We start from the raw sequence: 13,700 nt of genomic DNA, 5'->3' as shown, positions 1-13,700 counted from the left end.
TTCCTCAGACCTTCAGCGTGGGCACGTCGATCCAGCGGCGCTCCTGCCACGAGGCGAGCGCGGCCTCGACCAGCTGCACGCCCTTGGCGCCTTCGGGCAGCGTCCACTTGTAGGGCGCGTCTTCCACCACGTGGCGGATGAAGTGTTCCCACTGGATCTTGAAGCCGTTGTCGTAGACCTGCGAGTCCGGAATTTCCTGCCACTGGTCGAAGAAGTTCATCGTCTGCTTCTCGTCGGGGTTCCACACCGGGCGCGGCGTGGCCACGCGCGACTGGGCGCGGCAGCTCGACAGGCCCGCCACGGCCGAGCCGTCGGTGCCGTCGACGTGGAAGGTCACGAGGTCGTCGCGGCGCACGCGCGTGGCCCAGCTCATGTTGAGCTGCGCGATCACCGGCTCGCCGTTGTGGCCCGTGAGTTCGCAGGTGGCGTAGGCCGCGTCGTCGGCGGTGGCCTCGTAGGGCTTGCCGGCCTCGTCCCAGCGCGTGGGAATGTGCGTGGCGCCGATGCACGACACCGACTTCACCTCGCCGAACAGGTTGTCCAGCACGTAGCGCCAGTGGCACATCATGTCCAGGATCATGCCGCCGCCGTCTTCCTTGCGGTAGTTCCAGCTCGGGCGCTGGATGGGCTGCAGGTCGCCCTCGAACACCCAGTAGCCGAACTCCAGGCGCACGCTGAGCATGCGGCCGAAGAAGCCCGCGCGGCGCAGCATGTCGAGCTTGCGCAGGCCGGGCAGGAAGAGCTTGTCCTGCACCGCGCCGTGCTTCAGGCCCGTGGCCTTGCCGGCTTCGTCGGCCAGGCGGGCGATCTCGACGGCTTCGTTGAGGTTGGTGGCGATCGGCTTCTCGCAGTACACGTGCTTGCCGGCGCGGATGGCCTTGGCCAGCAGCGTGGGGCGCATCTGCGTGGTGCCGGCGTCGAAGAAGACGGTGTCGTCCTTGTTCGCGAGCGCCTGGTCGAGGTCGGTGCCCCAGCGCGGGATGTTGTGGGCCTTGGCGAGTGCCTCCATCTTCTCGGCGTTGCGGCCGATGAGGATCGGGTCGGGCATGACCTTGTCGCCGTTCGACAGCGTCACGCCGCCCTGGGCGCGGATGGCGCAGATGGAGCGGATCAGGTGCTGGTTCATGCCCATGCGTCCGGTGACGCCGTGCATGATGATTCCGAGACGTTGGGTGGCCATCGTTTTCTTCCTTGGGGTGCGAGAGGGGGCTTCAGTAGACGGAACGCATGGCGTCCCACGAGATGCCGGCGCCGGGTTTGCCGGTGGCAAAGCCGGGCGCGGTGGCGAGCGAGGACAGATCGAGCTGTCCGTCGCGCAGGGCGAGGCGCGTGGCGCCATCGCTGGTTTCGTAGAGGCCGGGGTGCAGCTGCGACAGCGCCTGCTGCTCGGCCTCGGGCACGGCGGCGAGGCCGTTGACGTAGTGGTGACCGTTGCGCTCGACGTGCGACAGGCCGAGCCAGCCGACGAGCGCCAGGTCTTGCTGCACGCCGATGCCGGCCTGCATGGTCAGGTCTTCGCCGGAGAGGAAATGGCGCGGCTTGTCTTGTGCTGCGTTCCAGCGCGCGCAGCGCGCCGCGTTGACCACCGACTTGTAGAAGCCCTTGCAGCTCTTGCTCGACACGCCGGTGTAGCCGAGCGCGCGCGCCTGCACGAAGGCGTCGAGCGTGCCGTCGGATTCGTCGACGAGCAGCGCAATGCGCTTGCCGAGCGCCGACACGTCGCGTTCCAGGGCGGCATCACGGCGGATCGGCTGTTCGACGAAGGCAGTCTTCTGTGCGAGCTTCCACAGCACGGGCGTGGAGAGCACGCGGTCGAGAAAGACGGCGAAGTCGTCGGCATCGGCGTACTGCTCGTTGCCGTCGAGCGTGACGAGCTGCGCGCAGCCGTCGATCACGCGGGCGATGCGCTGGAGGCGGTCGATGTCCTGCGCGGTGTGGCCGCAGAGCTTGAGCTTGAAGTGGGTGAGGCCGTAGCGTTTCACTGCCGCGGTGAGCGTGGTGGGCAGGCCGTCGGCGGGCGCGTCGGGCCGCGCATCGCCGTCGCCGATGGCATCGGCCAGGCCGACGGTGTGGCGCGCGGCGATGCTGGCGCGCGGCGACCGGCTGGCCAGGAAGGCCGGCATGTCGAAGCCCGCGAGATCGTCGGCCAGGCCGCTGCCGGCGATGTCGATGCCGCACAGGTTGCCGCTCATGGCGCTGGCGAAGCTGGTGCCAGCGTGCAGGCACAGCGCGTCCATCACCGCGCGGTCGATCAACGCGGGGCCGTAGCTCGCCACCAGCGCCTGCAAGCCCTTGGCCTTCGCGCGGGCCTGCAGCGCGGCGTAGTTCGAGGCGAAGTGCGTCCAGGCGGTCTGCGCATCGTCTTCGCCGAGGTAGGCGTCGCGCGCATCGCGCAGCGCAAAGCGCAGCTGCTCGAAGTTCTGCTCGTTGTTCAGGGCGGGGTTCTTGTCGAACCACTTGGGAATCATCATCTCGGCCGCGCAGCCCTCGGCGGTGCGGCCGTCGGCGAAGCGGAGGCGTGCCCGCACGTACACCTGCGGGCAGGCGGTGACGGTGGCGGCACCGAAGCGGAACGGCAGGCGCAGGGCCACGTCGCGCTCGGCGAAGCGGATCTCCTCGATGTGGAAACGGGGCGCGTCGGTCATGGTCGCCTCAGTGGTCCAGGATGCCCTGCGAGAAGAAATGCGCGCGCACCTGCTTGGTGTAGGCGCCGAATTCGGCCGAGGCCATGATGTCCAGCGTGCGCGGGCGCGGCAGTTCGATGTCGTACACGGCGGCGATCGAGCCGGGGCGCTCGCTCATCACGATCACGCGGTCCGACAAAAAGATGGCTTCGGGGATGCTGTGGGTGATCAGCATCACGGTCTTTTTCGAGGCCATCCAGATGCGCTGGAGCTCCAGGTTCATCTTCTCGCGCGTCATCGCGTCGAGCGCGCCGAAGGGCTCGTCCATCAGCAGCACCGACGGGTCGTGCAGCAGCGCGCGGCAGATCGAGGCACGTTGCTGCATGCCGCCCGACAGCTGCCACGGGTACTTGCCTTCGAAGCCCTTGAGGCCCGCCATGTCCATGAGCTCGCGCGCCCGGGCCTGCGAAGCGGCCTTGGGCAGGTGGCGCATCTCGGCCTGCAGCAGGATGTTGTCTTCCACGCTGCGCCAGGGCAGCAGCACGGCGCTCTGGAACACGATGCCCACGTCCTTCTGCGGGCCCTTGATGGGCTTGCCGGCCAGCGTGAGTTCGCCGCCGCTGATCGGCAGCAGGCCCGCGACCATCTTGAGCAGCGTGCTCTTGCCGCAGCCCGAAGGGCCGACGACCGAGACGAACTCGCCTTCCCGGATGGCGAAGTCCAGGGGCTTGAGCGATTCGACCGGGCCGTCCTTGCTCTGGTAGGTCTTCGAGACGCCGCGCGCTTCGATCAGTTTGACTTGGGACATGGAATGCGTGAGAGAGGGCAACTGCGAGCGCGCAGGGCAGGGAATCAGTTCGGCAGGAAGTCGAGGGTCACGTAGTCTTCCGGCTTGCCGCGCGTGGACGCATCCATGCCGCCGTACTGCACCAGCAGGTCGAGCGAGTCATTCACGTTCTTCATCGCCACGCGGAACGGCCGCTGGTTGGCCGTGTCCTTCGTGTGGTACAGCGCCACGCTCTGCTTCATGCCGACGATGAGCGTGTCGCGCACGCCGGCCTTCGGGTTGGCCTTGAGCATCGCGTCCACGGCCGCCTCGGGGCTCTTCTCGGCGGCTTCGGCGGCCTTGGTGGAGGCGCGCATGAAGCGCTTCACGAGGTCGGGGTTCTCGGTCAGCAGGTTCTTGTTGGTGATGATCCCGGAGCTGATCTGGTTCACGCCCGAGTCGGCAAAGCGGATCGGCGTCACGGGCTTGCCGGTGGCGTCCTGCAGCTTGATGGCCTGGTCCATCACGTAGCCCAGCAGCAGGTCGGCCTGGCCGTTGGTCACGGCATTGAGCTTGGTCTGCGCGTCGCCCGAGACGATCTTCACCTGCTCGGGCTTGATGTTGTTGACCTTGAGGAACAGCGGCCACATCTGCGACATCGAATCGCCCGGCGTCACGGCCACGGTCTTGCCGACGATGTCCTTGGGCGTCTTGATGTTCTTCTCGGTGAAGCCCATGACCGACATCGGGCTCACCTGGAACAGCACGCCGGTCGACTTGAGCGGCGCGCCCTTGGCAGCCGCCTTGATCATCGTGGTGATGTCGATGTAGCCGAAGGTCGCCGACTTGGCGGCCACCGCCTGCGCGGTGACGGCGGAGCCGCGGCCTTCCTGGATGTCCAGGTCGATGCCCTCCTCGGCGTAGAAGCCCTTGTCCTTGCCGAGGAAGAAGGTCGCGTGCTCGCTGTACAGGTACCAGTTGAGCATCAGCGTGACCTTGTCCTTCGGCTTGTCGCCCTGCGCGTGGGCGGGGGCGATGGTGAAGGTGGCGAGTGCGGCTGCGGCAAGCAGCGAGGGAAGCAGTTTCTTCATGGCGTTGTCTCCGGGAGTTTTCTGGGTATGGCGAAGGAACTCAGTGCGCGTGGCGCTGGGAGGCATGCCACGGAATCATCACGCGCTCGACGAGGTCGACGGCGACGAAAAGAATGACGCCGATGCTCGACAGCACCACCAGCGCAGCGAACATCAAGGGCAGGTCGAAGTTGCCGTTGGCCACCTGCAGCACGTAGCCGATGCCCGAGTTCGATCCGACGAACTCGCCGACCACCGCGCCCACCACGGCCAGTGTGACCGACACCTTCAGGCCGCTGAAGATCGCGGGCAGGGCCTGCGGCAGGCTGATCTTGAAGAAGGTCTGCAGGCGGCTCGCGCCCATCGAGCGGGCCAGGTCGAGCATGTCGGGCTCGACCGACTTGAAGCCCATCACCGTGGACACCACCACCGGGAAGAAGCCCAGCAGGAAGGCGCTGATCACCTTCGGAAAGATGCCGAAGCCGAACCACACCACGAACAGCGGCGCGATCGCCACCTTGGGGATGCTCTGCGAGAACACCAGCAGCGGGTACACGTACGACTCGACCAGCCGCGAGTAGGCGATGACCATCGCGATCGGAATGCCGATGACGATCGTGAGGCCGAAGCCGCCCAGCGTGGCGAGCGTGGTCTTCCAGCTTTCGGCCAGCAGGCGCGGCCACTCGGCCACGAGCTGCTTCACCACCTCCCACGGCGGGGGAATGAGGTAGGCCGGAATCTTGAAGAGGCGGATCACCAGGTCCCACAGCACCAGCAGCAACAGGATCAGGAAGAACGGGCGCAGGGCCGGGGAGAGCAGGAGCTTGCGGAACATGGTGGCGGCGACGACGGGGAGCCTCTGGGTTCGGACTACGGCTGGACCGACAGGCCCGCGGCCTTCACGAGCTGCGCATTGCTCGCGATCTCGTCCTTGATGTAGGCGTCGAACTGCTCGGGCTTGAGCGTCCAGGCGTCGGCGCCCAGCTTGAGGAAGCGCTCCTTCACCTCGGGCGTGGCCAGCGCCTTGACCACTTCGTCGTGCAGGCGGTTGACGACGTCGCGCGGCGTCTTGGCGGGCGCCATCATGCCGATCCAGAAGTTGAACTCGGAGCCGGGCACGCCGGCCTCGGTGGTGGTGGGCACATCGGGCAGGGCGGCGGCGCGCTTGGGCGAACCCACGGCCAGTGCGAGCAGCTGGCCGTCCTTGATCTGACCGATGACGGGCGCGATGGGCGAGAAGTAGTAGTCGACGCGGCCCGAGAGCACCTCGGTGACGGCCTCGCCCGATCCCTTGAAGGGGATGTTGGTCGCATCGATCTTCGCGGCCATCTTGAACTTCTCGGCGTTCAGGTGCGTGGCGCTGCCCTGGCCGGCCGAGGCGAAGTTCATGCTGCCGGGCTTGGCGCGCGCGGCGGCCAACAGCTGCGGCAGGGTCTTGATGTTCTTGTGCGGCGAGATGACCAGCGCGTTGGGCAGCGACGAGATCGGCGTGACGCCCGCGAAGTCGTGCAGCGTGTCGAAGGGCAGCTTGGCGAAGGTGGAGGGGCTCACCGTGTGCGACGACGAATGGATCATCACCGTGTAGCCGTCGGGCGCGGCCGTGGCCACCGCCTGCTGGCCGATGGTGCCGCTGGCGCCGCCGCGGTTGTCGATGACCAGCGTCTGGCCCATGCTGAGGCTCATCTTGTCGGCGATGGCGCGGGCAATGATGTCCGTCGTGCTGCCGGCGGCGAACGGAACGATCACGCGGATCGGCTTGGTGGGGTAGCCGTTCTGCGCTGCCGACAGGCCCGGCAGCAGGGCGGCGATGCAGGTCAGCGAGGCAAGGACGGTGGTGCGTGCAGTGCTGGCAAAGGGCTTCAAGGGGTGTCTCCGCGCGGTCGGGCCGCATGCTTGTATCGATCAATTCACCAATGAGTGAATTACCGATTTTAGGAACGGCTGCGCCGCAGCGTCAACGGCGGCTGCCTAGTGAATACCCGGAGAGCGAGGAAGAGGGTGGCGCGGCCCGCTGCGGGGCGCGCGCCGGCCGGCCAGGTCAGTGCAGGACGTAGCCCAGCACGAGGTCGGTCATGTGCGAGAGGCGTTGCGCCATCGCCTTGGGAGCACGCAGGTCACGCCCGAAGATGGCCGACAGCGTGTGGTTGTTCGAGAGGTAGAAGTAGCACAGCGAGGCGATCGAGATGTACAGCTGCACCGGGTCGACGCCGGCGCGAAAGAGGTTGTCTTTCTTGCCGCGCTCCAGCACGGTGTCGAGCAGTTGCACCAGCGGCGAGTTCATCTCCTGGATGCGGTCGGAGCGCTTCAGGTGCGCGGCGCCGTGCAGGTTCTCGCTGTTGAGCAGCGTGATGAACTCGGGGTGCTCCAGGTAGTAGTGCCAGGTGAAGGACACCAGCTGGCGGATCGCCTCGACGGGCTCGATCTCGTCCAGGTGCAGGCGCTGCTCGGCGGCGCGGATGTCGGCGTACACGCGCTCCAGCACGGCCAGGAACAGGTCGTCCTTGCTGCCGAAGTAGTAGTAGATGAGGCGCTTGTTCAGGCCCGCGCGCTCGGCGATGCTGTCCATGCGCGCACCGGCCAGTCCGCGTGCGGCGAACTCGTCGCGCGCCGACGCGAGGATGGCCAGCTGCGAGCGGTCGGCGTCGCGCGAGCGCGGCTCGAGCGTTTCGGGCAAAGAGTCCTTGGGGGCCTTCATGACGCGAATTTAACCAATTGGGGAATTAAGACAAGGCGTGGAAGGCAGGCACACATAATCGCCGGAGACATTTGCAACTGAGGTTCGAACTTTCCATGAGTACATCACAACCCGCGGGCCATCTGATCGTCGAGTGCCTGATCGAACAAGGCATGCAACTCGCCTTCGGCGTGCCGGGCGAGAGCTTCCTGGCGGTGCTCGACGGCTTCCATGCGTACCGCGAGCGCGCGCGTTTCGTGGTGAACCGGCAGGAGGGCGGCGCGGCCTTCATGGCCGAGGCGCACGGCAAGCTCACCGGGCGCCCGGGCGTGTGCTTCGTGACGCGCGGGCCGGGCGCGACCAATGCCTCGATCGGCGTGCACAACGCGTTCCAGGACTCGACGCCGATGGTGCTGTTCGTGGGCGACGTCGGCAGCGACTTCCGCGACCGCGAGGCCTTCCAGGAAGTGGACTACGCCAGCTTCTTCGGGCCGAGCACCAAGGGGTTCGCCAAGCGCGTGGAGCGCATCGACGACGCCGACCGCATTCCCGAGTACATCGCGCGCGCCTTCGCCACCGCAATGAACGGCCGGCCGGGCCCGGTGGTGCTGGTGCTGCCCGAGGACATGCTGCGCACCGAAACGGCGGCACGGCCGCTGGCGCGCGTGGAGGCGGTTCAGCCGTGGAGCGACCCGGGCGCGCTGCGCACGTTGCGCGAGCTGCTGCTGAAGTCGCAGCGCCCGCTGTTGATCGCCGGCGGTGGCGGCTGGACGCCGCAGGCCGCGCAGGCGCTGCAGCGCTTCGCCGAGAACTGGCGCCTGCCGGTGGCGAACGCTTTCCGCTTCCAGGACACCTTCGACAACCACCACCCGCAGTACGCGGGCGACGTGGGCATTGCCATCAACCCGAAGCTCGCGCAGCACGTGAAGGATGCCGACCTGGTCCTGGCCATCGGCCCGCGCCTGGGCGAGATGACGACCGGCGGCTACACGCTGCTCGAAGCGCCGAAGGCGAAGCAGACGCTGGTGCACATCCATGCGAGCGCCGAGGAGCTGAACCGCGTCTACCAGGCCGACCTGGCGATCAACGCCGGCATGAGCGCCGCGGCGCGCAGCCTCGAGGTGCTGAGCGCGCCGCCCTCGCTGCCGTGGGAAGCCTGGACGCAGCAGCTGCACGCGGACTACGAAGCCTGGCTGCAGCCGCAGGCGCTCGCCGGCATGCCGGCCGAGACGCCGCGCGGCGCGGTCGACATGGCCGCCGTGGTGGCGCTGCTGCAGAAGCACCTGCCGGCGGATGCGGCCATCACCAACGGCGCCGGCAACTTCGCGAGCTGGGTGCACCGCTACTTCCGCTACCACGGACTCGCCAAGGGCGCCAAGACGCAACTGGCACCCACCAGCGGGGCGATGGGCTACGGCGTGCCGGCGGGCATTGCCGCGAGCATCGCCACCGGGCGCGTGGCCTTCACCATCGCGGGCGACGGCGACTTCTTGATGAACGGGCAGGAGCTGGCAACGGCCTCGCAGCACGGCGGCAAGAGCATCGTCGTGCTGCTCAACAACGGCATGTTCGGCACGATCCGCATGCACCAGGAGCGCGAGTACCCCGAGCGCACCAGCGGCACCGCGCTGCGCAACCCGGACTTCTGCGGGCTGGCGCGCGCCTATGGCTACGCGGCCGAGCGCGTCACCGAGACGGCGCAGTTCGAGGCCGCGCTGCTGCGTGCGCTGGCGGCCGACACGGGCACGCTGATCGAGATCCCGCTCGATCCCGAAGTGATCACCACGCGCGGCACGCTGGCGTCGATCACGCGGGCGGCGAAGCAGCAGGCGCAGGGCTGAGCGTCACGCGATGGCGGGCCACCTCGTCGCGCAGCGCGGGCGAGCGCAGTTCGAAGACGTCGAACAGGCCGAGCGCGTCGAGCGTGGGGATCAGCGCCGCGAGATCGTCGCGGGCGAGGCGGCGTTCGTCGGCCGTGGCGGTCGGGTCTTCGAGCACGCGCGCATTGGCGAGGAAGGCGCCGACCGAGCCCTTGCGCACGGTGTGGCCGTCGATGACGGTGAAGTCTTGGCCGTCGGGAATGATGTCTTGCGCTTTCATGGGGATTCCTTGGTGGAGATGCCTTCGATGCTAGGCAGCGGGGCGGTCCCCGGCTTGCGGCGCGGGGCCAATCGATACCGCCTGCGGGCCAGTCGTGGCAGCTGAATCGCCTGCCACGCTCTGGCGCTACGCGCACGAGGCACCGCGCGTCACGGGCTGCCACGCGCACGAGACTGGCCAGCTGTTCGCGCTGCGTGAAGGCCTGCAGGTCATCGAGACGCCTGCGGGCCGCTGGGTGCAGCCGCCGGGATGGATCGGCTGGATTGCACCGCGCTGCGCCCATGCCGCACAGAGCTTCGGTGCCACGTCGGGGTGGAGCCTGCACATCGATGCGTCGGCTGCGGCGGCGCTGCCGGAGGGGCCGCACGTCTTTGCCGGCATGCCGCTGGTGCGGGGGCTGGTGGCGCGGCTGATGTCGTTGGAGGCATCCGATGCGCTGCTGGAGCCCCGTCGCACGCGACTGGTGGGCGTGCTGATCGACGAGCTGGCGGCCGGCGGGCGCGAGTCGCTGCACCTGCCCATGCCGCAGGACCCGCGGCTGGTGGCGATGGCGAGCGCGCTGGCGAGCGATCCGGCGTTGGCCGACGGCATCGACGACTGGGCCGATCGCATCGGAATGGCCCGCCGCACGCTCACGCGCCGCTTCGCTGCAGAGACCGGATGGAGCTTCGCGCAGTGGCGCCAGCAGGCGCGCTTGCTGAAGGCGGTGGAGTTGCTGAGTCTGGGTGAGTCGGTGACGGCCGTGGCGCTGACGGTCGGCTACAGCTCGGTGAGTGCCTTCATCGAGGCCTTCCGCAAGCACTTCGGCTGCACGCCCGCGCGTTTCTTCGAGGCGGGCGAGGGCTTGCTGCAGGCGAAAAAAAAGCCCGCATGACGCGGGCTTTTTGACTCAGGAGCACGAGGCCCCCGAACGCTTACTTGACGTGCTTGCCAATCAGCGCAGCCAGTTCGAACATCGAAACCTGGGCCTTGCCGAAGATTTCCTTCAGCTTGGCGTCGGCGTTGATGTTGCGCTTGTTGGCCTTGTCTTGCAGGTTGTTCTTCTTGATGTAGTCCCACAGCTTGCTCACCACAGCGGTGCGCGGCAGAGGCGTCGAACCGACCACAGCGGCCAGAGCCGGGCTGGGGGTCAGGGCCTTCATGAACGCAGCGTTGGGGGTGCGCTTCTTGGCGGGAGCAGCCTTCTTTGCAGGAGCAGCCTTCTTCGCCGGTGCAGCCTTCTTTGCAGGAGCCGCAGCCTTCTTGGCGGGCGCCGCTGCCTTCTTGGCCGGAGCGGCCTTCTTTGCAGGAGCCGCAGCCTTCTTTGCGGGAGCGGCCTTCTTTGCCGGAGCTTTCTTGGCCGGAGCCTTCTTTGCAGTTGCCATGGTTGATTTCCTTTTTTGGTTGAACGTTCACCAATGAAAAACTTGCGTCTCCAGTGGCAATGCGGATGCTAAATGAGAAAAAACGCGTTTCCAAGGGAAAAAGCGCTTTTTTCATTGGGAGCTGTTGTTTTTTCAGAGGGGAGAAGGGACGTTGTTCACGTTCGTCGCCCCGGCCACGTCGCCAGCACCACGCCCACGAGGGCGATCGCGAACGCAAGCAGCTGCGGCGAAGTGAGGTTTTCCCCGAGCACGAGCACGCCCACGAGGGCCGCGCTGACGGGCAGCAGCACAGTGAAGACACCCGCTTGTGCCGCTGGTACGTGGCGAAGTCCGGTCATCCACAGCCACACGGTCCAGATGCTGGCGGCCAGTGCGTAGGCCACGAGCAGTGCCCAGGTGCCGAAGCGCACGGCGGTGAAGTCGAACTGCAGCGCGAACCAGATGCCGAAGGGCATCGACAGCACGAAGCCCCAGAGGTTGATGAGCGAGGCGATGCGCTTGGGCCCCAGCTTGCCGGTGAGCGACTTGCCGATCACCGCGTAGGCGGCCTCGCAGAGCACCGCGCAGAACACGAGCAGGTTGCCGAGCCAGGGCATCGACGGTGCGCCCATCGCACTGCCAGTGGCGGGTGGCGCATGCGTCGGCGTGAACGCGAGCAGGCCGATGCCGAGCGCGGCGCAGCCGATGGCCAGCCCGATGCGCGCCGTGATGCGCTCGCGCAGGAAGAGCCAGCTCGCCACCGCGACCACGGCGGGGATCGACGCCATGATCACGCCCGCCGACACGGCGCTCGTGAGGCTCACGCCGAACAGCATGCAGATCGAGAACAGGAAGTTGCCGAGGAAGGACTCGAGGAAGACGAGCCCGCGCGTGCGTGCGCTCATGGGCGGCTCGTCGGGCGCGGGCTGGAGCCAATGCGGCATGGCGAGCGCCGCGATGCCGAAGCGCAACCAGGCCAGCAGCAGCACCGGGAAGGCTGCCACCAGCGGCTTGGAGAGGGCGACGTAGATGCCGACGAGCGACATGCTCAAGGCCAGGCAGCCGTAGGCCACGAGGCGGCCGGAAGTGGAAGCGGCGGGGTTCAATAGACTGGGCGCTGGTTGTTGATCGGATGGATTCGATGATGCCCCACGTTCTTGTCTACGGCACGCTGCGGCGCGGCGGGCGCAACGACATCGCGCGCTACCGGCCGGCGCCGGTGTTCGTCGGCGAGGCCGTCATCGCCGGCACGCTGTACGACCTGGGCGCGTACCCGGGCGTGGTGCTCGGCGGCGCAGGGTACGTGAAGGGCGAGGTCTATCGCATCGCACCGGAGGTCGAGCGCGAACTCGACCGGCTCGAAGAAGTAGCCGACGACGATTCGGGCGAGTACATCCGGCGCAATGTGCGCGTGGCGGTTGGCACGCAATCGATCGACTGCCTGGTCTACGAGATCCATCCGACGCGCATCGCGGGCCGACGCGTGATCGACAGCGGCGACTGGATCGCGCATGCGGCGGACATCGCATCGGAAGCGCGTTCGTTTTCACAACCGAAAGAGTGATTCCGCATCGCGAAAACTCGAACTGCTGCGCCGCAATATTTTTTCTCAATATGAGAAAAATAATTTCTCATTGAGAAATATCTCCGTAAGTTGTTGATTTTGTTGATTCAAAAATATGTCTTCTATAAGACATAAGAGTCCGCAATCGGATTACAGTAACCCCACGGCCGCAACGCCAACCTTCAATCAACCTCACGGAGTGACCATGCCCCAGACCCTGAACGAACAACTGAGCCGCGAACAGCAAATTGCCGCCCTCGAAAAGGACTGGGCCACCAACCCGCGCTGGAAGGGCGTGAAGCGCGGCTACAGCGCGGCTGACGTGGTTCGCCTGCGCGGTTCGCTCCCCATCGAGCACACGCTGGCTAAGCGCGGCGCTGAAAAGCTCTGGGACAAGATCAACGGCGGCGCCAAGAAGGGCTACGTGAACGCCTTCGGCGCGATCTCCGCTGGCCAGGCCATGCAGCAAGCCAAGGCTGGCCTCGAAGCCGTGTACCTGTCGGGCTGGCAAGTCGCCGCCGACGGCAACACCTCGGAAACGATGTACCCCGACCAGTCGCTGTACGCCTACGACTCGGTGCCGACGATGGTCCGTCGCATCAACAACACCTTCAAGCGCGCTGACGAAATCCAGTGGGGCCGCGGCATCAACCCGGGCGACAAGGAGTTCATCGACTACTTCCTGCCGGTCGTGGCCGACGCGGAAGCCGGCTTCGGCGGCGTGCTGAACGCTTTCGAGCTGATGAAGAACATGATCGCGTCGGGCGCTGCCGGCGTGCACTTCGAAGACCAGCTGGCTGCCGTCAAGAAGTGCGGTCACATGGGCGGCAAGGTGCTCGTGCCGACGCAGGAAGCCTGCGAGAAGCTGATCTCGGCACGCTTCGCTGCCGACGTCATGGGCGTGTCGACCATCGTTCTGGCGCGCACCGACGCGGAAGCCGCGAACCTGATCACGTCGGACCACGACGCCAACGACAAGCCTTTCCTGACGGGCGAGCGCACGCAAGAAGGCTTCTACCGCGTCAAGAACGGCCTGGAGCAAGCCATCAGCCGCGGCGTCGCCTACGCACCGTATGCCGACCTGGTGTGGTGCGAAACCGGCGTGCCGGACATCGGCTTCGCCCGTGAATTCGCGCAAGCCGTGCACGCTGCCTGCCCCGGCAAGCTGCTGTCGTACAACTGCTCGCCGTCGTTCAACTGGAAGAAGAACCTGGACGACAAGCAGATCGCCTCGTTCCAGGAAGACCTCTCGGCGCTGGGCTACAAGTACCAGTTCATCACGCTGGCCGGCATCCACATCAACTGGTTCAACACCTTCCAGTTCGCCCACGCCTACGCCCGCGGCGAAGGCATGAAGCACTACGTGAACATGGTGCAGGAACCCGAGTTCGCCGCACGCGACAAGGGCTACACCTTCGTGTCGCACCAGCAGGAAGTCGGCGCCGGCTACTTCGACGACGTGACCACCGTGATCCAGGGCGGCTCGTCCAGCGTGAAGGCGCTGACCGGTTCGACGGAAGAAGAGCAGTTCCACTGAGCTGCCTTCGCTGATCGCTGAG

14 protein-coding genes are annotated in these 13,700 nt (G+C 66.7%); 4 read left to right on the top strand and 10 right to left on the bottom strand.

From position 1 onward, the window contains the following. Nucleotides 1-4 precede the first annotated feature (4 nt). The 7 genes from AC07OH_RS11990 to AC07OH_RS11960 form a co-directional block, all read right to left on the bottom strand. Complete coding sequence (locus AC07OH_RS11990; RefSeq protein WP_369629435.1) at nucleotides 5-1,180, bottom strand: Gfo/Idh/MocA family protein; 1,176 nt, start codon at nucleotides 1,178-1,180, stop codon at nucleotides 5-7. Between the two features lie 31 nt (nucleotides 1,181-1,211). Beyond that, nucleotides 1,212-2,645, bottom strand: a complete 1,434-nt coding sequence (locus tag AC07OH_RS11985; RefSeq protein ID WP_495300793.1) for an enolase-like domain-containing protein — start codon at nucleotides 2,643-2,645, stop codon at nucleotides 1,212-1,214. Nucleotides 2,646-2,652: 7 nt separating this feature from the next. After that, nucleotides 2,653-3,432, bottom strand: coding sequence for an ABC transporter ATP-binding protein (locus tag AC07OH_RS11980; protein ID WP_495300792.1), 780 nt, complete (start codon nucleotides 3,430-3,432; stop codon nucleotides 2,653-2,655). Nucleotides 3,433-3,476: 44 nt separating this feature from the next. Then, complete coding sequence (locus AC07OH_RS11975) at nucleotides 3,477-4,481, bottom strand: ABC transporter substrate-binding protein (RefSeq protein ID WP_495300791.1); 1,005 nt, start codon at nucleotides 4,479-4,481, stop codon at nucleotides 3,477-3,479. Between the two features lie 40 nt (nucleotides 4,482-4,521). Then, nucleotides 4,522-5,295: an ABC transporter permease gene (locus AC07OH_RS11970; RefSeq protein ID WP_495270473.1), complete on the bottom strand. Its 774-nt coding sequence runs from the start codon at nucleotides 5,293-5,295 to the stop codon at nucleotides 4,522-4,524. 35 nt (nucleotides 5,296-5,330) lie between these two features. Beyond that, nucleotides 5,331-6,323 carry a tripartite tricarboxylate transporter substrate binding protein gene (locus AC07OH_RS11965; protein ID WP_495300790.1) on the bottom strand — a complete coding sequence of 331 codons (993 nt, stop codon included), beginning with the start codon at nucleotides 6,321-6,323 and terminating at the stop codon, nucleotides 5,331-5,333. A gap of 175 nt (nucleotides 6,324-6,498) precedes the next feature. Further along, a complete protein-coding gene (locus tag AC07OH_RS11960; RefSeq protein ID WP_095946946.1) occupies nucleotides 6,499-7,155 on the bottom strand; it encodes a TetR/AcrR family transcriptional regulator in 657 nt (218 codons plus the stop codon). Nucleotides 7,156-7,250: 95 nt separating this feature from the next. Here AC07OH_RS11960 and AC07OH_RS11955 point away from each other — a divergent pair, with 95 nt between their 5' ends. Continuing rightward, on the top strand, nucleotides 7,251-8,975 hold the full coding sequence (locus AC07OH_RS11955) for a thiamine pyrophosphate-binding protein (protein WP_495300789.1): 1,725 nt from the start codon (nucleotides 7,251-7,253) through the stop codon (nucleotides 8,973-8,975). On the opposite strand, the gene AC07OH_RS11950 is transcribed toward AC07OH_RS11955, so the two are convergent. Beyond that, a complete protein-coding gene (locus AC07OH_RS11950) occupies nucleotides 8,941-9,234 on the bottom strand; it encodes a hypothetical protein (RefSeq protein ID WP_495300788.1) in 294 nt (97 codons plus the stop codon). The genes AC07OH_RS11955 and AC07OH_RS11950 overlap by 35 nt on opposite strands. Nucleotides 9,235-9,328: 94 nt before the next feature. On the opposite strand from AC07OH_RS11950, the gene AC07OH_RS11945 reads away from it, so the two are divergent. Continuing rightward, nucleotides 9,329-10,108 carry a helix-turn-helix domain-containing protein gene (locus tag AC07OH_RS11945; protein ID WP_495300787.1) on the top strand — a complete coding sequence of 260 codons (780 nt, stop codon included), beginning with the start codon at nucleotides 9,329-9,331 and terminating at the stop codon, nucleotides 10,106-10,108. Nucleotides 10,109-10,148: 40 nt separating this feature from the next. Here AC07OH_RS11945 and AC07OH_RS11940 read toward each other — a convergent pair whose 3' ends face one another. Further along, nucleotides 10,149-10,598, bottom strand: coding sequence for an SWIB/MDM2 domain-containing protein (locus AC07OH_RS11940; RefSeq protein ID WP_153283126.1), 450 nt, complete (start codon nucleotides 10,596-10,598; stop codon nucleotides 10,149-10,151). A 155-nt stretch (nucleotides 10,599-10,753) separates the two neighbouring features. Beyond that, nucleotides 10,754-11,683, bottom strand: coding sequence for a DMT family transporter (locus AC07OH_RS11935; RefSeq protein ID WP_495300786.1), 930 nt, complete (start codon nucleotides 11,681-11,683; stop codon nucleotides 10,754-10,756). A gap of 35 nt (nucleotides 11,684-11,718) precedes the next feature. Between AC07OH_RS11935 and AC07OH_RS11930 the strand changes: the two genes are divergently transcribed. Both AC07OH_RS11930 and aceA read left to right on the top strand, forming a co-directional pair. Beyond that, the gene (locus AC07OH_RS11930; protein ID WP_495300785.1) at nucleotides 11,719-12,141 is read left to right on the top strand and encodes a gamma-glutamylcyclotransferase family protein; all 423 of its coding nucleotides are present in this window, start codon (nucleotides 11,719-11,721) and stop codon (nucleotides 12,139-12,141) included. A gap of 205 nt (nucleotides 12,142-12,346) precedes the next feature. After that, nucleotides 12,347-13,678 carry an isocitrate lyase gene (gene aceA / locus AC07OH_RS11925; protein WP_099790869.1) on the top strand — a complete coding sequence of 444 codons (1,332 nt, stop codon included), beginning with the start codon at nucleotides 12,347-12,349 and terminating at the stop codon, nucleotides 13,676-13,678. Nucleotides 13,679-13,700: the final 22 nt, after the last annotated feature.

The organism is Variovorax sp. GW821-FHT10C12 (assembly GCF_059415405.1).
The sequence above is the reverse complement of the archived record's forward strand: the minus strand, read 5'-3'. Positions and strand labels throughout refer to the sequence as shown.